At 37.2% G+C, this 21719-nt stretch carries 19 protein-coding genes; 13 read left to right on the top strand and 6 right to left on the bottom strand.

Annotated features, from left to right (window positions below):
• Positions 1 to 8: 8 nt before the first annotated feature.
• Genes AC5XHR_RS06155 through metF form a run of 3 tightly spaced genes read left to right on the top strand, consistent with a single transcriptional unit; the run spans position 9 to position 4810 of the window.
• Positions 9 to 1106, top strand: coding sequence for a fatty acid desaturase family protein (locus tag AC5XHR_RS06155; RefSeq protein ID WP_495949907.1), 1098 nt, complete (start codon positions 9 to 11; stop codon positions 1104 to 1106).
• Positions 1107 to 1159: 53 nt separating this feature from the next.
• On the top strand, positions 1160 to 3823 hold the full coding sequence (metH, locus tag AC5XHR_RS06150; RefSeq protein ID WP_495949906.1) for a methionine synthase: 2664 nt from the start codon (positions 1160 to 1162) through the stop codon (positions 3821 to 3823).
• A 27-nt stretch (positions 3824 to 3850) separates the two neighbouring features.
• Positions 3851 to 4810 carry a methylenetetrahydrofolate reductase [NAD(P)H] gene (metF, locus tag AC5XHR_RS06145; protein ID WP_495949905.1) on the top strand — a complete coding sequence of 320 codons (960 nt, stop codon included), beginning with the start codon at positions 3851 to 3853 and terminating at the stop codon, positions 4808 to 4810.
• Positions 4811 to 4842: 32 nt separating this feature from the next.
• Here the strand turns inward: metF and AC5XHR_RS06140 are convergent, their stop codons facing one another.
• Together AC5XHR_RS06140 and AC5XHR_RS06135 are read right to left on the bottom strand one after the other, a co-directional pair.
• The gene (locus AC5XHR_RS06140; protein ID WP_495949904.1) at positions 4843 to 5997 is read right to left on the bottom strand and encodes a hypothetical protein; all 1155 of its coding nucleotides are present in this window, start codon (positions 5995 to 5997) and stop codon (positions 4843 to 4845) included.
• 91 nt (positions 5998 to 6088) lie between these two features.
• On the bottom strand, positions 6089 to 6568 hold the full coding sequence (locus AC5XHR_RS06135) for a hypothetical protein (protein ID WP_495949903.1): 480 nt from the start codon (positions 6566 to 6568) through the stop codon (positions 6089 to 6091).
• Positions 6569 to 6751: 183 nt separating this feature from the next.
• On the opposite strand from AC5XHR_RS06135, the gene AC5XHR_RS06130 reads away from it, so the two are divergent.
• From AC5XHR_RS06130 to AC5XHR_RS06095, 8 genes are all read left to right on the top strand, one after another.
• Positions 6752 to 7609 carry a YicC/YloC family endoribonuclease gene (locus AC5XHR_RS06130; RefSeq protein WP_495950496.1) on the top strand — a complete coding sequence of 286 codons (858 nt, stop codon included), beginning with the start codon at positions 6752 to 6754 and terminating at the stop codon, positions 7607 to 7609.
• Positions 7610 to 7620: 11 nt separating this feature from the next.
• Complete coding sequence (gmk, locus tag AC5XHR_RS06125) at positions 7621 to 8187, top strand: guanylate kinase (protein ID WP_495949902.1); 567 nt, start codon at positions 7621 to 7623, stop codon at positions 8185 to 8187.
• 3 nt (positions 8188 to 8190) lie between these two features.
• The gene (nadA, locus tag AC5XHR_RS06120) at positions 8191 to 9210 is read left to right on the top strand and encodes a quinolinate synthase NadA (RefSeq protein WP_495949901.1); all 1020 of its coding nucleotides are present in this window, start codon (positions 8191 to 8193) and stop codon (positions 9208 to 9210) included.
• A 294-nt stretch (positions 9211 to 9504) separates the two neighbouring features.
• On the top strand, positions 9505 to 11934 hold the full coding sequence (gene thrA, locus AC5XHR_RS06115) for a bifunctional aspartate kinase/homoserine dehydrogenase I (protein ID WP_495949900.1): 2430 nt from the start codon (positions 9505 to 9507) through the stop codon (positions 11932 to 11934).
• A 12-nt stretch (positions 11935 to 11946) separates the two neighbouring features.
• Positions 11947 to 12867 carry a homoserine kinase gene (locus AC5XHR_RS06110; RefSeq protein ID WP_495949899.1) on the top strand — a complete coding sequence of 307 codons (921 nt, stop codon included), beginning with the start codon at positions 11947 to 11949 and terminating at the stop codon, positions 12865 to 12867.
• Between the two features lies 1 nt (position 12868).
• Positions 12869 to 14170, top strand: a complete 1302-nt coding sequence (gene thrC, locus AC5XHR_RS06105; protein ID WP_495949898.1) for a threonine synthase — start codon at positions 12869 to 12871, stop codon at positions 14168 to 14170.
• A gap of 1 nt (position 14171) precedes the next feature.
• A complete protein-coding gene (folB, locus tag AC5XHR_RS06100; protein ID WP_495949897.1) occupies positions 14172 to 14531 on the top strand; it encodes a dihydroneopterin aldolase in 360 nt (119 codons plus the stop codon).
• A 12-nt stretch (positions 14532 to 14543) separates the two neighbouring features.
• On the top strand, positions 14544 to 15908 hold the full coding sequence (locus tag AC5XHR_RS06095; protein ID WP_495949896.1) for a DUF4403 family protein: 1365 nt from the start codon (positions 14544 to 14546) through the stop codon (positions 15906 to 15908).
• A gap of 11 nt (positions 15909 to 15919) precedes the next feature.
• Here AC5XHR_RS06095 and AC5XHR_RS06090 read toward each other — a convergent pair whose 3' ends face one another.
• Together AC5XHR_RS06090 and AC5XHR_RS06085 are read right to left on the bottom strand one after the other, a co-directional pair.
• Positions 15920 to 16915, bottom strand: coding sequence for an LLM class flavin-dependent oxidoreductase (locus AC5XHR_RS06090; protein ID WP_495949895.1), 996 nt, complete (start codon positions 16913 to 16915; stop codon positions 15920 to 15922).
• 72 nt (positions 16916 to 16987) lie between these two features.
• Positions 16988 to 19123 (bottom strand): helix-turn-helix domain-containing protein, encoded by a 2136-nt coding sequence (locus tag AC5XHR_RS06085; protein ID WP_495949894.1) that lies wholly within the window; start codon positions 19121 to 19123, stop codon positions 16988 to 16990.
• An 80-nt stretch (positions 19124 to 19203) separates the two neighbouring features.
• On the opposite strand from AC5XHR_RS06085, the gene AC5XHR_RS06080 reads away from it, so the two are divergent.
• The gene (locus AC5XHR_RS06080; RefSeq protein WP_495949893.1) at positions 19204 to 19686 is read left to right on the top strand and encodes a hypothetical protein; all 483 of its coding nucleotides are present in this window, start codon (positions 19204 to 19206) and stop codon (positions 19684 to 19686) included.
• On the opposite strand, the gene AC5XHR_RS06075 is transcribed toward AC5XHR_RS06080, so the two are convergent.
• A complete protein-coding gene (locus AC5XHR_RS06075; protein WP_495949892.1) occupies positions 19661 to 20197 on the bottom strand; it encodes a GNAT family N-acetyltransferase in 537 nt (178 codons plus the stop codon). The two genes, AC5XHR_RS06080 and AC5XHR_RS06075, sit on opposite strands and share 26 nt — an antisense overlap.
• Positions 20198 to 20710: a gamma carbonic anhydrase family protein gene (locus AC5XHR_RS06070; protein ID WP_495949891.1), complete on the bottom strand. Its 513-nt coding sequence runs from the start codon at positions 20708 to 20710 to the stop codon at positions 20198 to 20200.
• Positions 20711 to 20833: 123 nt separating this feature from the next.
• Between AC5XHR_RS06070 and AC5XHR_RS06065 the strand changes: the two genes are divergently transcribed.
• The gene (locus AC5XHR_RS06065; RefSeq protein WP_495949890.1) at positions 20834 to 21712 is read left to right on the top strand and encodes a NifU family protein; all 879 of its coding nucleotides are present in this window, start codon (positions 20834 to 20836) and stop codon (positions 21710 to 21712) included.
• Positions 21713 to 21719 lie beyond the last annotated feature (7 nt).

Below are 21719 nucleotides of genomic sequence, written 5' to 3'. Positions count from 1 at the left end.
TTGCGAAAATGAAAAAGCCGATTTACAATAAGAATCAAGAAGATACGCAGCTGTTTAATGAACTTCGAGCTCGTGTGAATAAACGGGTGGAAGCCATTCCTGAAGATCGAGACAAGATCATACGCATCAAAGTTTTTTTGCTTCCAGCATTATACTTAGCGTCGTATTTGGTAGCGATTTTCAATTCGCAAAATGTAGGGGTTTATGTGGCTAGTTTCGTAGCAATGGGCATTTTGTTAGTGCTTATTTATCTGAACTTAGTTCACGAAGCAGCTCACAACAATATATTTAAAAATAGAAAATACAATAAAGCTGTTCTCAAGATTTTTGATTTTATAGGAGCCAACAGTTTTATATGGGAGAGAAGGCATATCGCGAGTCATCATGCCTATCCAAATGTGGATGGTTGGGACACGGATATTGAGCAAAGTGGACTTTTGAAAATTTATCCATACGGCGGACCTCGGGGTGTACAAAAATTTCAACATTGGTTTTTTATTTTTGTCTATCCTTTATATCTGTTCAATTGGATGTTTATTCGAGATTTTCGAGATTTTTTTGATGAGGGTAGAGTTATTCAGAAAACCCAATCAAAAATTGCAACGAAAGAGAAAGTGAAAATGGTTTTGTACAAAGCATTTTACTTTTTCTACCAAATCGGAGTTCCTATTTTGTTCTTTGGGGTTTCATGGAAACTGGCTTTGGGAGCTTGGTTTTTGCAAATCATTGTCGCAAGTTCGTTTGCGTTATTTGTTTTGTTACCGCTGCATCCACTGCCGGAAAATGATTTTCCACTTCTCGATAAAGAGAATCATTTGCCACACAGCTGGCTCAAACATCAGTTTGAAGTCACCAACGATTTGAAAGAGCATAATCAATTCGTTCGGTTTGTGTTGGGGAATTTTAATTATCATGTGGCGCATCATCTGTTCCCGAATTATAGCTACGAATACTATCATGAGATTACAGATGAGATTAAAAAATTTGCGCACGAACATAATTTTAGATACAAACAATATCCTCTTTTCACCGCTTTGGGAATGCATTATGACTTGCTGAAAACCAATGCGACTTCCATAGGGGAAGTGTTAGAGGAAACCATGTGACAGACTAGAGAAGTCTGTTCATGTTAAAAAAAAACAGACTTTTAAAAAGATAAATGAAATATTTAAAACTTTCTGGTCTAGAACCATTGATTATTACTCCTGAAAGTAATTTTATCAACGTTGGCGAACGTACCAATGTTGCTGGATCCAAGAAATTCTTACGCTTGGTGAAAGAAGAAAAATTTTCAGAAGCGTTGGACATCGCCAGAAATCAAGTGGAAGGAGGCGCTCAAATTCTCGATGTTAACTTCGATGATGGATTGATTGATGGTAAAGAATCGATGGTTAAATTTTTGAATTTAATTGCGTCCGAACCCGATATTGCTCGAATTCCAATCATGATTGACTCTTCTAAATGGGAGATTCTAGAGGCGGGAATGCAAGTAGTACAAGGAAAACCTGTGGTGAATTCCATAAGTTTAAAAGAAGGCGAAGCCGAATTTATTCACCATGCGAAAACAATCAAAAGATACGGCGCAGCAGTAATTGTTATGGCGTTTGATGAGGTTGGGCAAGCGGATAACTATCAACGTCGAATTGACATCGCAAAACGCTCCTATGATATTTTGGTGAATCAACTTGATTTTCCCGCTGAGGATATTATTTTCGATTTAAATATTTTCCCTGTAGCAACAGGAATGGACGAGCACCGTCGCAACGCAATTGATTATATTGAAGCAACAAAATGGGTGCGCGAAAACCTGCCTTACGTCTCTGTAAGTGGCGGTGTGAGTAACGTTTCCTTTTCTTTCCGTGGAAATGACACCGTTCGTGAAGCGATGCATTCCGTTTTTCTGTATCATGCGATCAAAGCGGGAATGAATATGGGAATTGTGAATCCTACGATGTTGGAAGTCTATGACGAAATTCCAAAAGAGCTTTTAGAGCTGGTGGAAGACGTGATGTTAGACAGACGAGAAGATGCTACCGAACGACTTTTAGATTATTCTGAAAAGCATAAATCTGTTAAAAAGGAGAAAGTTGAAGATCTTGCGTGGCGCGAACAACCTTTGCAAGATAGAATTACACACGCCTTGGTTAAAGGTGTCGATCGTTTTATCGAAGAAGATGTCGAGGAAGCGCGACAATCAGCTTCTCGACCGCTTGAGGTTATTGAAGTCAATTTGATGACCGGAATGGGCGTTGTCGGTGATCTTTTCGGAAGTGGAAAAATGTTCCTTCCGCAGGTGGTTAAATCGGCTCGTGTAATGAAAAGAGCAGTAGCTTATTTGCAACCATTTATTGAAGCCGAAAAAGACTCGTCAAGGCCTGCAAATGGGAAAATTTTGATGGCAACGGTGAAAGGCGATGTTCACGATATTGGAAAAAATATTGTTTCCGTGGTTTTGGGTTGTAATAATTATGAAATCATCGACCTTGGTGTGATGGTTCCTGCCGAAAAAATTATTCAAACGGCGATTGAAGAAAATGTTGATGTTATTGGATTGAGTGGTTTGATCACACCGAGTTTGGATGAAATGGTTCATGTTGCTGCCGAATTGGAAAGACAAAATTTAAATTTTCCTCTAATGATCGGTGGTGCGACGACTTCCAAAGCGCATACCGCCGTGAAGATTGATCCAAAATATAAAAATACCGTTGTTCACGTAAACGATGCTTCTAGAGCGGTGAACGTCGTTAGTTCACTTTTGAATAAGGAAAAATCAAATGCATATACTTTAGATTTAAAAGCCGATTACGAAGATTTTAGAGAAAAATTTCTAAATCGTCAAATCGTCAAAGAATACATCAGCATTGAAGATGCGCGTAATCAAAAATTTAAAATTGATTGGGATACAACCGAAATTGTAAAACCGAAACGAATTGGAGTTCAAGTGATTCAAGATCAAAATCTTGAAGATTTACTTCCGTTCGTCGACTGGTCGCCTTTCTTTAGAAGCTGGGATTTGCATGGAAAATATCCGCAGATTTTAGACGATAAAGTTGTGGGCGAACAAGCTCGTGAGTTATTTAAAGAAGCAAAAGCAATGTTAAATAAAATCATCGATGAAAAGCTGTTAACAGCGAAAGCGGTTTTCGGTATTTTTCCTGCAAATTCAGTTCATGATGACGATATTTTACTTGAAAATGAAGGTAAAGAATTTACATTCAGAACACTGAGACAACAATTGAAAAAGTCCGAAGGTAAATACTATTTGGCTTTGGCAGATTTCATTGCGCCTCAAGAAACAGGAAAAACCGACTATGTTGGAGCTTTCTGTGTGACTACGGGATTTGGAACGGATGAATTAGCAAAACACTACGAAGATGCAAACGATGATTATAACGCAATTATGGTAAAAGCCCTGGCGGATCGTTTAGCAGAAGCCTATGCCGAATTTTTACATCACAAAGTTCGTACAGAAATTTGGGGTTATGCAAGGCAAGAAAACTTGAGTAATGAAGATTTAATTGCTGAAAAATATAAAGGAATTCGACCGGCACCAGGATATCCAGCGTGTCCAGATCATACCGAAAAATCAACGATTTGGGAACTTCTAAATGTGGATGAAACGATTGGAGTGACTTTAACGGAAAGTTTAGCAATGTGGCCTACAGCAGCGGTTTCTGGATATTACTTCGGAAATCCTCAAGCAAAATATTTTGGTTTGGGTAAGATTGAAGAAGATCAATTGGAAGACTACGCAACACGTAAAAACATGCCTTTAGAAGAAGCGAGAAAATGGCTTGCACCGAACTTGGTAAACGGTATTTAAATAAATAGTAAGAACGAAAACAGAACTATGAAGATTACGGATCATATAAAAAATGCCGATGGCAAAACATTATTTTCTTTTGAAATTGTCCCGCCACAAAAAGGCGTAGGTATTGCCGATTTATACAAAAACATCGATCCTTTAATGGAGTTTAATCCTCCGTTTATCGATGTGACAACGTCTCGCGAAGAGTATGTTTTTATCGAACATGGAAATGGTTTGATGGAGCGAAAATTAACCAGAATGCGTCCTGGTACGCTTGGTATTTGCGCCGCAATTCAGCATAAATACAATGTAGATACGGTTCCGCACGTTTTGTGTGGAGGTTTTACAAAGGAAGAAACCGAATATCTTTTGGTGGATTGTATGTATTTGGGGATTCAAAATATTATGGCATTGCGTGGCGATGCGATGAAAGGCGAAAAATATTTTAAAGCAAGCAAGGGCGGAAATCAATATGCTTCCGATTTGGTGGCTCAAATTCAAGATTTAGGAAAAGGAAAATATTTGCACGGTGAGCAGATTGATTGTGAGGAGCAAAATAGCTTCTGCATTGGCGTTGCCGGCTATCCAGAAAAACATATTGAAGCACCTTCCATGAAGTATGATTTGGAAATGTTGAAGAAAAAAGTGGATAACGGAGCCGATTATGTGGTTACTCAAATGTTTTTTGACAATCAGAAATATTTTGAATTTGTAAAGCAAGCTCGCGAATACGGAATTGATGTTCCAATTATTCCAGGAATTAAGCCTATAGCGACTTTAAGTCACCTTCAGTTGTTACCTCAAGTATTCAAAATTGATTTTCCTGAAGCTTTAATCAAGGAAATTATGAAGTGCAAAACGAATGCAGATGTTCGTCAAGTGGGTATCGAATGGTCGATTGCACAGTGCAAGGAGCTTTTAGATTTTGGCGTTCCTGTGCTTCATTTTTATTCGATGGGAAAAAGTGATAACATTTTGAAAATTGGCCGCGAGGTTTTTTAAATAGAAAAAAGATGCTGAAAAGCATCTTTTTTTTATAATATAGGGTGACGTTCGAATTCACTATTTGGATCGAAAAGATAGCGGTATGTTGCTAATTTTCGAGTAACTTCGGTATCTAAGTTCTCTGCAATTCGCGTCATTTTCGGGTTGAAATCTCCAATCCATTGCAATTCGGTATCAATGAAATCGGTATGCTTGCGAATATGTTGTGTACCTTCCCAAATCATATATCCATCAACGCCTTTCTTTTGCCATTCGGGAACAATTCCAAAAACCAAACCTACCATTTTGGTGTTTTTTGTGAAAGTTTTCACCCAAAGAAACTTTAGTTTTTGCCATAAACCGAATTTTCCATTCAAATATTTAAACCATTGATTCAAATCCGGAATATTGATCCACATGCCGATAGGTTTATCATTTTCATAAACAAACCACGAAATATGATCGTTCAGAACGGGTTTCATCGTTTTAAACATTTTCAACATCTTCGCTTCTTCCATTTCTTTGCCTTCACCATGACTTGCCCAAGCTTTGTTATAAACTTCTGTAAAATTTTTTGCAAACTTTTCCAGGTTGTTTTTCTTCATCGGAACGGCTTTGATACTTGGATTGTTGGAGTATTTTCGGTGCATGACCGTAAAAACTCGTGAAACGTCCGCGTGAATTCCTCGGCTGTAACACAACTGGTTGAAATAAATTTGCAATCCATACCCTTCAAACAATTCCTTGTAATAGGGTGGATTGTAATTCATCGCATACAACGGCGGCTGAAATCCATCAATAAGTAAGCCCCAAAATTTATCACGTTCTCCAAAATTAATGGGTCCGTCCATAGCTTGCATTCCTTTTTCTTGAAGCCAATTTTTGCAAAAATCAAAGATATAGTTGGCGACTTTGGGATCGTTTACACAATCAAAAAAACCAAATCCACCGGTTGGGATTTTCTGTGCATATTTTTCATTAACAAAAACCGCCACTTTCCCTACGGTTTTTCCTTTTTCATCTTTAAAGAGGTAGCGTTCGCAGGTTCCGTTCCGGAAAACTTTGTTTTTCTTAGGGTCGAAAACTTCTTCAATGTCTTTATCTAAAGGTCGAATGTAGTTTTTATCACCCGCAAATAAACGTGCTGGAAATTCCAAAAATTCGTTTTGGCTTTCTTTCGTTTTTACCAACTCCTTTTGTATCATTTTTTTACGACCCGTCGGGTTTTTAGAATGTCAATCCAGATTCAATTTGAATACTTACTGAATCTAAATGGTAACTATTTAGCAATTTTGTTTAATAACTTGGGCAATCCTGAACTTTAATATTGTGTATTTCCACTTGGTGCCCTTTGTATTCTATCGTGATTTTAGGAAAAGCGCCATACGTACAATCGCTTGTCATTTCATCAAAATTTCCGTTCTCTGCTTTAATTTTGATATCATCACCCGATATTTCGTACTGATTTTCTTGGAAACTCAAGTTTTTTAAAGGAATATTTTGCCCGTCAATATTGATAATTCCTGAATTTGAACGTGTGTCAAATGAAATTAAGGTTTTTGAGTTTTGGGTGAAAACTGTTTTCCCAGGCTCCACTTGGTCTTGGATAGGCTCTACCGAAAAAGCATTGGGGTTTTCTTGAGGCCCCATTGTTGCAGAATCTCCCGCTTGTACTGAATCTGTCGTTGTTGTACTTTCAATAGAAGCTTCTTTTTTACAACTTGCTAGACTTAAGGCTGCAACGCATGCAATACCCATTATTTTCCTAATTTTCATTGTGTATGGTTTTTCCTAGGTAGGCTAAGGTACTAAAAACTGAAGAAAAATGAAAAAAACGAACCTGTTTTTAAAAAAATGGAATCAAAAACCGTGTCGTAATCTAGCTTAAGTTACTTTATTCAATCCGATTTTTCAGTGTTTTTCGAAATGCGTACTTTTGTACTTATTATCAAAAAGCCTATGATTTTGTCCATGACCGGCTTCGGAAGAAGCGAAGGGATTTACGAAGGAAAAAAGATTTGTGTAGAGATTAAATCGCTTAACAGCAAATCATTCGATTTAAATATCAGAGTACCTGTTCGATACAAAGAAAAAGAATTTGAAATTCGAAAAATTTTAAACGATACCATCCTTCGAGGAAAGGTTGATTGTTTTATAAATTGTGAACTTTTAGACGATTGTTCTGATGTGAAAATCAATAAAGATTTGATTACAGCCTACATGAAATCGTTGAAAGAATGTGCCGATGACGCACCCGAATTCGAGTATTTGAAGATGGCGGTTCGTATGCCAGAAGCCATCAGCTCAAAGCCTGAAGAACTTCAAGGTGGTGAGTGGGAATTCCTTCAATCTGTTGTTCAGTCGGCTTTAGAGAGGTTTTTAGAGTTTAGAAAAACGGAAGGAGCAAATTTAGAACGCGATTTAATGAAATCAGTGGAAGGTATTGGTTCGCAATTGGAAAAAGTAATTCCGTTTGAAGAAGCAAGAATGCAGTCCATTAAAGAACGTTATAAAAAGTCGTTAGCGGAGTTTGAAAATGTTGATGAAACGCGATTCTATCAAGAAATGGCGTACTTCACAGAAAAAATTGATATTTCGGAAGAAAAAGTACGTTTAACTCAGCATTTAAAATATTTTAAAGAGGTTTTGGAAACGGAAGAGTTCAATGGTAAAAAACTAGGATTCATCGCTCAGGAAATTGGTCGAGAAATCAACACCATGGGTTCTAAAGCCAATCATGCCGACATCCAAAAATTGGTGGTTATGATGAAAGACGATTTAGAAAAAATCAAAGAACAAGCGTTAAATATTTTATAGATTTTCAAGTTTTGAAACAAAAAGTTATCATATTTTCGGCACCATCAGGAAGTGGGAAAACGACTTTGGTGAAACATGCTTTAGCGCATTTTTCCGATTTAGAATTTTCAATTTCGTGCACAACGCGTAATCCTCGCGGTGAAGAGCTTCACGGAAAAGATTATTATTTTCTTTCTCCGGATGAATTTCGTGAGCGTATCTCCAAAGAGCATTTTGTGGAGTTTGAAGAGGTTTATGAAGATAAATTTTACGGGACGCTAAAAGAAGAAGTTGAGCGCATTTGGAATGCCGGAAAAGTTGTTATATTTGATGTGGATGTGAAAGGCGGCGTTGCCCTTAAAAAGTATTTTGGTGAGAAAGCGTTATCGATTTTCATTGTTCCACCTTCTATTGAAGAATTGGAACGAAGATTGATTTCTAGAGGTACAGATGATGCGGAAACGATAAAAACTAGAGTGGCAAAAGCGGAAGAAGAATTAGCGTACCAAAACCAATTTGATGAGGTGATTATCAATACAGTTCTTGATGAAGCTAAATCACAAACCGATGCAATCATCCAAAATTTTATAAATGCATAAACTATGAGTACAGAAACATTAGACATTGCAAAAGCCAAGCTTCCTGTTTTCGGATATATGAAAATGGAGGATATGAAAATTCCTCAAGGTGAAGCGTTGGTACAAGCGATTTTGGATCTTAAAGAAGAAAAAAATGCAGTGATTTTAGCGCACTATTATCAGCCTGCAGAAATTCAAGATATTGCAGATTTTTTGGGAGATTCTTTACAATTGGCAAGACAAGCGAAAGATACAGATGCTGATATGATCGCCTTTTGTGGAGTTCATTTCATGGCGGAAGCAGCAAAAATTCTTAATCCAACTAAAAAGGTAGTTTTACCAGATACGTTGGCTGGATGTTCTCTTGCTGATGGTTGTTCGGGAGAAGGTTTACGCGCGATGCGTGCTCAACATCCGAATGCACTTATTGCAACCTATATTAATTGTAATGCAGAAACGAAAGCAGAAAGCGACATTATTGTAACGAGTTCTAATGCAGAAACCATAATCAAAGCGTTGCCAGAAGATCGTCCAATTATTTTCGCTCCCGATAAAAATTTGGGACGTTATTTAATGAAGAAGACAGGTCGCGATATGATTCTTTGGGATGGAAGTTGCATCGTTCACGAAGCATTCTCCATGGAACGAATCGCGCAGCAGCTTGCTGAGAATCCTGATGCTAAATTAATTGCACACCCAGAAAGTGAAACTGTGGTATTAGATCTTGCGCATTTTATCGGTTCTACATCAGCATTGCTGAATTATGTTGAAAAAGATGATTCTCAAAAGTTCATTATTGCTACAGAAGAAGGAATTCTTCATGAGATGAGAAAACGTGCGCCGCACAAAACCTTAATTCCAGCTTTAGTTTTCGATGAGAGCTGTAATTGCTCGGAATGTTTCTACATGAAGCGAAATACTTTAGAAAAATTGTATTTGTGTATGAAGTACGATTTACCTGAGATTTTGATTGAAGAAGAGCTGAGATTAAAAGCATTGAAGCCTATTGAAGCCATGTTAGAGCTTTCAAAAAATATTAAATAATTCATTACGAATTTTGAGAAATCTTTCCTTTTTTGGAAAGATTTTTTATTTTTATTAGAAATTAACATTGTATTTTTGAGAAAAGTTATACTTTTGCTAAGTAAATGAAGACGCAAAGCAACATATTTTCTTTTAACACCAAGCCATCAGGTTTTGGTATTGCTTCGTCAATTTCAACTACGATTATTACGATTACCCCGTAAAGGGGAAAACATGTACATATAATTCCGGACCTAGGATTCTCTTTTGGATAGAGAATCAGCATTTTTCATTTAATTTTTACAACACAATAGTATGGAGATACTCAAATTTGGAGGCGAATCATTAGTACATGCGCAGCATTTTGCAACCATTGAAGAAATTCTTAAACAAGATTTAGAAACACCAAAAACGCTTGTTGTTTCAGGATATAATCGTAGCGAGGATAAATTAACATCCATGATTTTTAAGGCCTCGAGCGGCGATCCTAGCTTTAAGACCGAATTGGTAGACTTAGAACAAACTTATCTTGATTTAGTTAAAACCGTTTTTAAAATAGATAACCAAAGTCGTTGGTTAAGCTTGGTAAAAAAGAACTTCAATGATATTGAAGAGTTTATTAATAGCATTTATATTTTAGAAGAGTTCACGGAAAAAACCAAAGCTAAAGTTTTGGGAATTGGTAAGGTTTTAACTGCAAATTTAGTTTGCGGATATCTTTCAGCGATGGGTTTTCAGGTGACTAATTTTGATGTTAATGTACTCCACATACAAGCAGATTCGCAACTTTTAGATAAAAAGATGCTTTCACATTATGTAAAAGACTTATATCAAAAGTCGGATGAAAATTCTATTTATGTGGTTCCTGGAGGTTTGTTTGTGCAGAATGATTCCTGGTTTACTTTTCCTAAAGGCGGGGATGATTACACGGCTTCTTGCATTGCAGAATGTATAAACGCGACCGAATTACAAATCTGGACTGGTGATTCCGGCTTTTACACGGCTGATCCAACTCTTGTTTCTCATGCAAAAAAAATCGAATATTTATCATATCAAGAAGCGATGGAGTTATCGCATTTCGGTACAGAGGTTTTCTATCCGCCAATGACACAAGGTTTACGCGACAAAAACATTCCGACAAAAATATTAAATATCAATGCTATTTCGGAAGTTGGAACTTTGATTCAAGATGTAGATAATGTTCAAAATTCAAATACTGCAGTGGGAATTTCGCATTTAGATTCTATGGCTTTACTGACTTTAGAAGGAAGCGGAATGGTTGGGATTCCTGGTTTTTCGGCTAAGTTTTTTGGCGCATTAAGTGAAGCGAAAGTGAATGTCGTTTTAATAACGCAAAGTTCGTCGGAACATAATATCACAATTGCGATTCAAGAAAATCAAGTAGATCAGGCGATTCAAGTTTTAAATGAAAAATTCCGTGATGAATTGGAAAGACAGAAAATCGACCCAATTGATGCGGAGAGGGACCTTTCTATTGTCGCTTTGGTGGGAGCGAATATGAAAAATAAAACTGGAGTGAGCGGGAAACTCTTTAGCGCTTTAGGTTCTAATGGAATTAATGTTCGTGCGATTGCGCAAGGATCTTCGGAAAAGAACATTAGTGTAGTGATCACAAAATCAGATGTTCAAAAAGCTGTAAATGTTCTTTACGAACGCTTCTTTGACGACGAAATCAAGCAGGTTCATGTCTATTTATGCGGCGTGGGAAATGTTGGATCCAAATTGTTAGAGCAAATTCAAAGTCAAAACGCCTATTTGCAAGAACATCTTAAAATGAATTTGAATATTGCTGGCGTTTCGAATAGTAAAAAGATGAATTTCCATGATCGTGGATTTACGATTTCGGAACTAAATGAAGCTTTAGAAAATGGTTTTGTAGCGTCACCAGAGAAATTTGTAGATGAAATCCTTCAACGAAATAAGAGAAATGCGGTGTTTGTAGATGTAACGGCAAGTCAGCAAGTTGCAGACGTTTACGAAAAGCTACTTCAAAAAAGCGTCAACATTGTAGCTTGTAACAAGATTGCAGCTGCTTCCGAATATTCGAAATACAAAAAACTAAAAACTTTGGCGAAGAATAATAATTGCAATTTCTTCTTCGAAACCAATGTAGGAGCTAGTTTGCCGATTATTGGAACGATGAATGATTTGGTTCGAAGTGGAGATCAAGTATTGAGTATTCAAGCGGTTTTAAGTGGAACGATGAATTTCGTATTTAATACATATGATGGAAATATTTCATTTGCTGAGGTTGTGAAACAAGCGCAAAATGAAGGCTATACAGAGCCGGATCCGCGCCTGGATTTATCGGGAACAGACGTCGCTCGGAAGATTTTGATTTTGGCTCGTGAAGCGGGTTATCAATTGAATTTTGAAGATATTGAAATTCAATCTTTTTTACCCGAATCCTGCATGCAAGGAAGTGTCGCCGATTTTTATAAAGAATTAGAAAATCATGAAGGTTACTTTAAAAATTTGTTGAATAATGCTCAGTCAGAAGGAAAGCGACTAAAGTTCGTTGCTAATTTTAGTCAAGGAAAAGCATCTATTGGTTTGCAACATATTGATTCAACCAGCGATTTATACCATTTGTATGGAAAAGATAATATCGTGATCCTAAAAACGCAGCGCTATCAAGATCAGCCTTTGGTGATTAAAGGAGCAGGCGCAGGTGCCGAAGTTACCGCTAGTGGTGTGTTTTCTGATGTTGTACGTTCCGTTTAAAAAACAATAAAAATGAAAGAAATAAAGATAAATGTACCGGCAACGGTAGCAAATATGGTTTGCGGTTTTGATATTCTAGGAATGGCTCTTAGTGAACCTTTCGACGAAATGACATTCCAATTATTAGATGAACCAAAAGTGGTGATTGAGCATTTGGATGCGTTTCAATTGCCAACACAACCCGAGCAAAATGTAGCGGGAATCGTCGCACTAAAAATGATTGAAGGACTGAAGCTTTCCAAAGGTGTGAAAATTAGCATTCAGAAAAATATTAAGCCGGGAAGTGGTTTGGGATCGAGTGCTGCAAGTGCCGCTGGTGCAGCGGTTGGATTTAATTTACTGTTGAATGACTTACTTTCCAAGGAAGAGTTGGTAAAATATGCGATGTTTGGGGAAGAATTGGCGTCAGGAGTTCAACATGGTGATAATATTGCGCCTTGTATTTATGGGGGAATTACACTGGTGAAATCCTCGGTTCCTGTGGATGTGATTCCGCTTTCTTCACCGAATTTATATGTGACAGCGGTGCATCCACAAGTCGAAGTGAAAACCTCTGATGCTCGTCAAATTCTCAAAAAGAACGTGAGTATGAAAGATGCCGTTCAACAATGGGGGAATGTCGCTGGTTTGGTTGCTGGAATTTTGAAAAACGATTTTCCCTTGATTGGTCGAAGTTTGCACGATGGTATTGTTGAGCCTGTACGCAGTATTTTGATTCCGAAATTTGAGGTCATAAAATCCAAAAGCCTTGATTTAGGAGCTTTGGGTGGAGGAATTTCGGGTTCTGGACCATCCATTTTCATGTTGAGTGAAACCAAAGAAACCGCTGAGAGTGTGGCCAAAATGATGCAACAAGAATATGAAGAAATTGGAGTAAAACAGTTTGTGTACGTGTCGAAAATTAATGATTTAGGAATTCAAGTAGAAAAGTAGAATGAACTATTATAATCTAAAAAATAAAAACGAGATCGTTAGTTTTAAAGAAGCAACGATCAAAGGTCAAGGCGAACAAAAAGGTCTATTTTTTCCTGCTGAAATACCGTCTTTTCCAAATGAAGTTGTCCAGAATTTAAATGCCTATTCGGATGTAGATTTGGCATTTTTAACAGTAAGAGACTTTGTTGGCGATGAGATTCCAGAGGATGTTTTGTATAAAATTGTTTCCGAAACGATTGAATTTTCAATTCCACTAGAGAAGATATCCGATTCGATTTTTTCTTTGGAACTATTTCACGGTCCAACATTAGCGTTTAAGGATGTTGGCGCTCGATTTATGAGTCGTTGTTTATCGTATTTTTTGAAAGATGAGAAGCGTAAGGTAACGGTTTTGGTGGCGACTTCTGGCGATACTGGAGGTGCGGTAGCCAATGGTTTTTATAATGTTCCTGGAGTTGAAGTTGTTATTCTATATCCTAAAAATCGAGTAAGTCTTGTTCAGGAAAAACAATTAACCGCGTTGGGTAGAAATATCAAAGCGCTTGAAGTGGATGGAAGTTTTGATGATTGTCAGAATCTCGTTAAGATGGCTTTCGCTGATTCTTTGTTGAATGAGAAATTGGTTTTAACGTCGGCGAATTCAATTAATGTAGCTCGGTGGCTTCCGCAGCAGATGTATTATGTTTTAGCAAAAAAACAATGGCAAAAGAAGTTTAGTGAAGATCCTGTTGTTTGTGTTCCTAGCGGGAACTTCGGGAATCTTTGTGCTGGAATTTTGGCTTCTAAACGAGGAGTTTCGGTGAAGAAATTTATTGCTGCTTGCAATGAAAATGATGTAGTTCCGCATTATTTACAAACGGGAGATTTGCTTCCTAAGGAAACTGTTGCAACTTTGTCTAACGCGATGGATGTTGGTAATCCTAGCAATTTTGTCCGAATCTTAGAATTATTTAATCAGGATTATTCAGAGACAAAAAATAATTTGGAAGGTTTTGTGGTTTCTGATGTAGAGACGCGGGAAACGATTAAAAAAGTACATCAGGATTTTGGATATGCTTTAGATCCACATGGTGCCGTTGCTTTTGCGGCATTAAATCAATATCTTCAGAAGCATACCAATGATCAAGGATTTATTTTAGAAACCGCGCATCCGATAAAATTTCCAGATGCCGTAGAGGTGGCTATTGGTCAAAAAATTGATTTGCCTTCAGATATTAAAAATTTAATGCAACAAGAGAAAAAAACTGTGGAAATAAATCCTAATTTTGAAGACTTAAAACAGTTTTTATTAGCTTTATAGCATGACCACAAAAATTTATTTAGAAGACGTAAAAATCTATGCATATCACGGGGTTTTACCCGAGGAAAATTGTATTGGAACCTATTTTTTGTTGAATTTAGAATTGCATACTGATTTTTCTAAAGCGTTAGATAGTGATGATTTGAATCATACAGTGAGCTATGCGGATATCAACGATATTTTACATCAGGAAATGAAAACGAATTCCAAACTAATGGAACACGTTTGTGGTCGAATTTTAAAATCAATTCATCATAAATTTCCTCAAATCACGTTTGTAAAAATAAAAATGACCAAACTAAATCCACCAATGCCTGGCGAGATGAAAGGCGCTTCCGTTGAGGTGGAAGAAGTTTTCTAGTAAACGATTTGTATGAAAAAAATCCTATTTTTTCTTGTTTTGTTCTTGACGGTTTTTAGTTTCGGACAAACTTCAAACGGCGTTAGTCCCGTGTTTCCAAGAATAAAATCGAGTATTTCAGTTCCTGTAAGAATTCCTTTGGCGGAGATTAGCAAAATGGCAAATGCATCCGTTAAAGACCTAATTTTTGAAGATAATTCGTATTCTGATAACAACAACGATCAATTCAAAATTAAGGTATGGCGAACCAAACCTATTCGATTTGTATCGGGGACGAAACAGAATTTGTTAATTGAAGTTCCTTTGAAAATCTGGGCAGAAAAAGGAGTGGGAACTTTAGGTGTTTACAGCTATCAGGAAACAACATTCGAGACCGTGATGTATTTCAATACATCAATGGAGTTTATGAATAATTGGACAATTGCTACGACTACGCAGCCGAATGGTTTTAAATGGGTGAGCAAGCCTGTTCTCGATTATGGTCGAATTAAAATTCCCATTTCAACGCTTGTTGAAAAAAGTTTAAAAGAAGAACAGCTGAAATTTTGCAAGACCATTGATGATCAACTAAAAAGCCAGTTGAACTTTCAACCAACCGCTCTACTAGCTTGGAATGCTTTTTCACAGCCAATTCAAGTTTCCGAAGCATTCAATACATGGTTGAAAATTTCTCCGGTAAATGTTAATGCAAGTCCGCTTCAGTTTTACAAAGATGCGATCGACGTAACATTTAGTATAGATGCTTTTTCCGAAACGTTTACAGGAAGTAGACCAGAAGCTGCGCAACCGATCACACGAGTTCCGAATTTTAATTTTATTCCAAACTTGAATTCTAATTTCGTCCTTCAAACGACGGCAAACATTCCATTTTCGGAAGCAACACGACTTGCTCAAGAAATGTTTTTGAACAAGGAATTTGATTTTCGTGAAGGAAAATCAAAAGTAAAAGTGATCGGAATGGAAGTGAGCGGAAAGAACAACGAAATCCAAATCGAAATTGATACAGAAGGCGCTATAAAAGGAAAATCTTTGATTACAGGAATTCCCGTTTATGATTTAGCTAAGCGAAAAATTGTTTTATCAAAAACGCATTTTAAATTGAAAACGGCAAACGTTCTGCATAAAACGGCTTCGTTACTATTTCAAGGAAAAATTGTCCGAATGATTCAAGACGAATACGGAATTCCAACTGCTGAGTTAGAAGATTTTTCAAAAAAATCGACGGAAGAAGCGTTCAACAAAGACTATTATAAAGGCGTGAAGCTTTCTGGAAAAGTGAATAGCATGAAGCCTGGAACTATTTTAGTAGGCCAAAACGGATTAACGGTTGTGGTTGATATGCAAGCGCAACTTCGAGTTCTTGTTCAAGGTTTTTAACTCTGTAAAAGCTAGAAAAGCCCTTCAATAGATTCTTTCAATAACGAGTACGATTTTTTTCGTGCCTCGTGATCAAAAATGTGAGCATTGAAGATGATTTCGTCAACATGGAATTTCGTTTGAAATTGAGCCAATTCTTCACGAACCTTTTCTTTAGAGCCAGCGAAAGTCCATCTCAGTTTTTGCATCACCAAAGCACGCTCTTGCACCGACCAAATGCTGTCCATATCTTCCACAGGTGGAGCATAAGGCTTACGATCGTTTCGGATAATATTGACAAAAGCTTGATACAAGGTCGTTACTAAAAATTCGCCTTCTTCATCCGAATCTCCAACACTTTGATTGACACAAGCCAAAATATACGGCTGGTCTAGATAAGGACTCGGTTTAAAATTATCTCGATAAATGGTGAACGCAATTTCCATTTGTTCGGGAGCAAAATGTCCAGCAAAAGCATACGGTAAACCCATTTCTGACGCCAGCCAAGCGCTATCGGTACTCGATCCCAAAATATACAACGGAACATTCGCTCCTTGACCTGGATACGCATGTACAGGTCCTGGATTGTTTTCTGAAAAATAATGCTGCAATTCTTGAATTTGATTCGGGAACGAGTCATTCATCGTGGAAATATGTCTCCCCAAAGCGTGAGCCGTTAATTGATCAGTTCCCGGCGCACGACCTAAGCCCAAGTCAATACGATTTGGGAATAAACCATCGAGCGTTCCAAATTGTTCTGCAATAATTAGTGATGAATGGTTTGGAAGCATAATTCCGCCCGATCCAACTCGAATTCGTTGGGTTCCATTGGCGATATAGCCAATAAGAATTGACGTTGCGGCACTTGCAATGCTTCGCATGTTATGGTGTTCGGCAAGCCAATATCGTTCAAAACCTAAATCTTCCGCATGTTGAGCGAGATTTAAACTGTCGCTAAACGTTTCTTGGTACGTTTTTCCTTGTTTTACGGGTGCTAAATCAAGCACAGAAAATTTAAATGGCTTCATAACGATGCAAAGTTATAGGATTTTGACGGGAAAACGACTTTTCGGGAATATATCATGTTTTGATTTTCCCAACTAGTCTTTGTTTTCTTTTTTACGTTTTTGATACTGAAAATGATTCAGCAATAATCGGATTTCATGAAATTCCACTTGAGACGGAAGCGCTTTTCGCCATTCTGTTAAAGTTTCAAATTCATGTTCTTTAAAGACTTTTTCAAAAGATTTGATATTTTCTTTTGGAATAATTCGGTTGATATCCACCAAACCTTGTTCGGCATATTTTGCAAGATGTCCAAAAACCGTTTCAATAACCAAACCTCGATCTTTAGCTATTTCTGATATGGATTTTCCTTCCTCAAAAAGCTGATACGTAACCACATGACTTGGGACTTTTGCCACATTTGAGGTTATTTTGATGTCCTGACTTTGGTCAAATAACGCTTTGTCAAGAAGGTGAACGGATTTAAGATCGGTGAGATAATCCTGCAAATCATCAATCAAGGTTTTGATGATTTCGTTGTATTGTTTTAAACCTTTTACACCTTTGGTTTCAGCATAAAAGCTTTTAAAAGGTGAAAATATATGCTCGTTGATTTGTTTTAGAAAATAGGTGACAGCGCCTTCGGCTTTAGTTTCTATTTCCCTCCAATCTTCGCCAGTTTGGGTGAATTTATAGGTTTTCTGCAACAAGATTTTTTCAAACTTCTCATAAATTTCATTCAGTTTTTTCGCTTCTTTATTGGTTTGAAAATAAATTTGCTTAACCTTTTCTTTGTCGATGTTTTTAGATGAAAGCGCTTGATTATTCCACTCGTCAATGCTGTTTTTTATCCATTTCGGATCCACATAACGAAGGACTTTCTTGATAGAATAATCGAATTTTTCTGCTTGTAAAATCTGATCAACATGTTCATTCGCATTGGTAGAATCTTGAAACTGATAAACACGATGGTCACTAAAAATAACGTCGGGTGTGATTTTCGATTTTAAAACGATTCCTTCCAAAGTTCGGCAACGCGACAGTGCCACATAAACCTGTCCTGACGCAAAAGATTTTCCGGCATCAATAATCAATCGATCGAACGTTAAACCTTGAGATTTATGAATGGTAACCGCCCAAGCCAAGCGAATCGGATATTGCTCAAAACTTCCCAAAACATCTTCTTTGATATTTTTTTCGGCATCCAAAGAATAGGCTTTTTGCTCCCAAACTTCTTGTTTTAGTTTGTAATCTTCATCATCGCCATCAATTCGAACCCAAATTTCATCTTCGTCAAGACGCGTAACTTCGGCTAGTTTTCCGTTATAATATTTCTTTTCGCCGCTTGCATCGTTTCGGATGAACATGATTTGGCTTCCTACTCGCAGTTCAACAATCAATTCATTGGGATACTGCGTTTCTTTAAATTCACCAACAACTTTTGCATCGTAATGATAGGATTTACCAGGTAAGGCTTTCAGTTCTTTTTGGTTGATTTCATCCGCCATTCGATTGTGCGACGTTAAATAAACATAAGCTTCATCCGTTGGTTTAAAATTCGGGTCATAGCGTTCGTTAAGTTTATCAAAATCGATATCTTCTTTTTCGCCATCGCGAATTGCATTTAAGATTTCAAGAAATGTTTCGTCTGTTTGACGATACACTTTCGTTAATTCTAACGTAACTAAAGGAACTTGCTTAATAGCGTAACTGTCGAAGAAAAATGGAGAATTATAGAATTTTTTCAAGAAAAATTCGTCTCGAACAACGGGCGGAAGCTGATATAAATCTCCAATAAAAAGCATTTGTACACCGCCAAAAGGTTGCTGATTTCGGCGAACATGACGTAACGAAAAATCCATCATATCGAGAACATCCGCACGAAGCATCGAAACTTCGTCAATAATCAAAATTTCAACTTCACGTAAGAGTTTTAATTTGTCTTTACGGTATTTGAAATGGTGCATAAGATCTGGAATATTGTTCGCCATATTCTGATCAATGCGATCTAAAGTTGGAATAAATGTACGCAACGGTAGCCCAAACATGGAGTGAATGGTTACACCGCCAGCGTTAATTGCTGCAATTCCCGTGGGGGCAACAACAATGTATTTTTTCTTGGTTTTTTGAATGAAATTATTGAGAAAAGTCGTTTTTCCCGTTCCGGCTTTTCCGGTAAGAAATATACTTCTCTGCGTGTGTTCGGCAAGATCGAAGATCGTTTCGTTCATGTTTCAAAAATAGCCAAAAAAAACTTGGAAAGGAAAAGTAAAAAAGGCAAAATTTTTGCATCTTTAACGAAAATTAGATTATGAAATTTTCCATTCTTAGCCTTTTAATTGTAACGATGATGTCATGCAAACCTAAACAAACTGTGGATACTCTTCCGAAAGATATTTCCCAAAAACCAGGTCATGAATTTGGAGGTCCTAATGTAAATCAGAATCAAAAAATGGAAAAAAGAATGGCTGAAATTCGTCAAGAATTCGAAAAAATCAAAAAAGAACCGTGTACAGATGCTAGTTTATGGAAATTTGCTCCTGTTGGTTCTAAATCATGTGGTGGGCCTCAATTTTACACGGCTTATCCAATCGCAAAAGAAGTTGATGCGCAAAAACTGATTCAGGAATACAACGCCCTTGAAAGTGAATATAATCGTATTAATAATGCCATGTCGGACTGTTCCGTTGTAGAAGCACCAGGGGAATTACAGTGTTTTAATGGTCAAATATTAATGCAACCCAAATTGTCTGTTGATCAAGGTGTTGTTAGCGAAGTAAAGAAAGACGAATAACATCCAACGTATGTCCGTTTTTGATGTATTCTTGTCTCAGAATACCTTCTTCAATCATGCCTACTTTTTTTAGAATATGTCCTGATGATGGGTTGTGTGTGAAATACGTTGCGTAGATTTTATTTAGATGCAAGGTTTCAAATCCGAAATACAAAACCGACTCTAATGCTTCGGTCATGTAGCCTTGGTTTTGAAAATTTTCACCCATCCAATAGCCAACTTCTGCTTTTTGATGTTGTGGAGAGACATGAAGTCCGATTGCGCCCATCATTTCTAACGTTTCAGAATTTCGAATAGCAAAAATGTAGGCTTCTTGGTTTTCAAGTCCTTTTTCCGCCAATTGAAGCCAAAAATGAGCATGCTCTTCCAAATAAGGATAAGGAATGTTTAGCGTGTTTTCCGAATAGATTTCAGACGTATTCAAAAGTTGCAGAAGATTCGGGATATCTTCTGCAACAGGTTTATTGAGTACTAATCGTTTCGTTTTAATGTAAGGGAACTGATTTTCCATTTATTTATACCAACTCGAATATTTTACGTAGTTATTAGCAATTCGTTGGATTTCGCCTTCCAAAAGTTCTTCGGAAATATCCTTAATTTTCACCGCAGGAATTCCGGCCCAAACTTCTCCAGATTTAATATGCGTTCCTTGCGTTACCACAGATCCAGCGCCCACAATGGAATTTTCTTCTACCAAACAATCGTCCATAACAATCGCGCCCATACCAATTAGAACATTGTCTTTAATCGTGCAACCGTGAACAATCGCGTTATGACCGATAGATACGTTGTTTCCAATGTTTAATGGGAATCTTTCGTACGTTGCATGAAGCATGGTGTTATCCTGAATATTTACTTTATTACCGATTTTGATGTAATGAACATCACCTCGAATTACGGCATTAAACCAAACGCTGCAATCAGCGCCCATCGTAACGTCGCCAACAATTGTTGCAGTTTCTGCAATAAACGTATTTTCTCCAATTTGTGGTGTTTTTCCTAAAAGTTCTTTGATAATTGCCATGATTCTTTTTTTATGAATTTGAAGCGGTAAGAACCCATATTCGTTCTATTGATAAAATCTAAATCTTAAATTCTGTCTTCTGAGTTCTTATCCGTATTTTTGTATTCCAAATTTAATGATAATATGCGACAAATACATATAGAACCGACTGCAAATCCCAAAGTGATGAAATTTGTAGCGGATTATAATTTGATTCCAGGTTCTGTTGAGTTGGACCGTACTTCTGATATTTCAGAAATTCCGATGGCTCAAGAACTTTTCAATTATCCATTTGTGCAAAAAGTCTTTATCACAGCCAATTTTATTGCGGTTGCGAAAGAAGATACGGTGGAGTGGGATCATGTGGTAGAAAGTTTGAAAAACGTAATTGAAGATGAATTGTTGGCGAATCCAAGAATTTATCTTCAGAAAAAGCGTGAGATGTTCCCAATTTATGCGGAAATGACGCCAAATCCAGCTGTAATGAAATTTGTTTCAACAGAATTGATTATTGATGGTTTTGTTGAGGTAAAATCTCGTGAAGAAGCTGCTGAAGTTCCTATTGCGAAAGCAATTATGGATGAATTTGCGTTTGCGCAAGAAGTTTTTGTTTCTGATAACTTTGTAGCGGTTACTAAAGATTTTTCAGTGGAATGGCACGAAGTGATGATGCCAGTTCGTAGTTTTATTGCAGAATATTTGCAAAGTGGAGGTGTGGTTTCTACAATTGAACCTCAAAAACACGAAAATCCAGTTGAAAAAATCATCAACCGTGAATACACCGATATCGAGCAGAAAATTTCAGATGTTCTGAACGAATATGTGGCTCCAGCGGTAGAAAATGATGGTGGGAAAATTTCGTTAATGGAATACGATGCGGAAAATAAAACAGCGAGAATGCTACTTCAAGGAGCTTGTTCTGGTTGTCCAAGCTCAACAGCAACATTGAAAAACGGAATTGAAAATATTTTGAAGCAGTTTTTGCCAGACGTGGTAGAGAAAGTAGAAGCAGTAAACGGATAATCGAAAT

This window comes from Kaistella sp. CFF1-2 (assembly GCF_059509915.1).
Note: the sequence above shows the minus strand (reverse complement) of the source record. Positions and strands in the feature narration are given on the sequence as shown.

What these genes read in the sequence shown, in the direction of transcription:
- AC5XHR_RS06065 (WP_495949890.1), top strand. Translation starts at nt 20,834, where the DNA reads ATGCGACAAATACATATAGAACCGACTGCAAATCCCAAAGTGATGAAA.
- thrA (WP_495949900.1), top strand. Translation starts at nt 9,505, where the DNA reads ATGGAGATACTCAAATTTGGAGGCGAATCATTAGTACATGCGCAGCAT.
- AC5XHR_RS06110 (WP_495949899.1), top strand. Translation starts at nt 11,947, where the DNA reads ATGAAAGAAATAAAGATAAATGTACCGGCAACGGTAGCAAATATGGTT.
- AC5XHR_RS06095 (WP_495949896.1), top strand. Translation starts at nt 14,544, where the DNA reads ATGAAAAAAATCCTATTTTTTCTTGTTTTGTTCTTGACGGTTTTTAGT.
- AC5XHR_RS06130 (WP_495950496.1), top strand. Translation starts at nt 6,752, where the DNA reads ATGATTTTGTCCATGACCGGCTTCGGAAGAAGCGAAGGGATTTACGAA.
- AC5XHR_RS06070 (WP_495949891.1), bottom strand. Translation starts at nt 20,710, where the DNA reads ATGGCAATTATCAAAGAACTTTTAGGAAAAACACCACAAATTGGAGAA.
- metF (WP_495949905.1), top strand. Translation starts at nt 3,851, where the DNA reads ATGAAGATTACGGATCATATAAAAAATGCCGATGGCAAAACATTATTT.
- AC5XHR_RS06090 (WP_495949895.1), bottom strand. Translation starts at nt 16,915, where the DNA reads ATGAAGCCATTTAAATTTTCTGTGCTTGATTTAGCACCCGTAAAACAA.
- metH (WP_495949906.1), top strand. Translation starts at nt 1,160, where the DNA reads ATGAAATATTTAAAACTTTCTGGTCTAGAACCATTGATTATTACTCCT.
- AC5XHR_RS06155 (WP_495949907.1), top strand. Translation starts at nt 9, where the DNA reads ATGAAAAAGCCGATTTACAATAAGAATCAAGAAGATACGCAGCTGTTT.
- folB (WP_495949897.1), top strand. Translation starts at nt 14,172, where the DNA reads ATGACCACAAAAATTTATTTAGAAGACGTAAAAATCTATGCATATCAC.
- AC5XHR_RS06075 (WP_495949892.1), bottom strand. Translation starts at nt 20,197, where the DNA reads ATGGAAAATCAGTTCCCTTACATTAAAACGAAACGATTAGTACTCAAT.
- nadA (WP_495949901.1), top strand. Translation starts at nt 8,191, where the DNA reads ATGAGTACAGAAACATTAGACATTGCAAAAGCCAAGCTTCCTGTTTTC.
- AC5XHR_RS06140 (WP_495949904.1), bottom strand. Translation starts at nt 5,997, where the DNA reads ATGATACAAAAGGAGTTGGTAAAAACGAAAGAAAGCCAAAACGAATTT.
- AC5XHR_RS06080 (WP_495949893.1), top strand. Translation starts at nt 19,204, where the DNA reads ATGAAATTTTCCATTCTTAGCCTTTTAATTGTAACGATGATGTCATGC.
- thrC (WP_495949898.1), top strand. Translation starts at nt 12,869, where the DNA reads ATGAACTATTATAATCTAAAAAATAAAAACGAGATCGTTAGTTTTAAA.
- AC5XHR_RS06085 (WP_495949894.1), bottom strand. Translation starts at nt 19,123, where the DNA reads ATGAACGAAACGATCTTCGATCTTGCCGAACACACGCAGAGAAGTATA.
- AC5XHR_RS06135 (WP_495949903.1), bottom strand. Translation starts at nt 6,568, where the DNA reads ATGAAAATTAGGAAAATAATGGGTATTGCATGCGTTGCAGCCTTAAGT.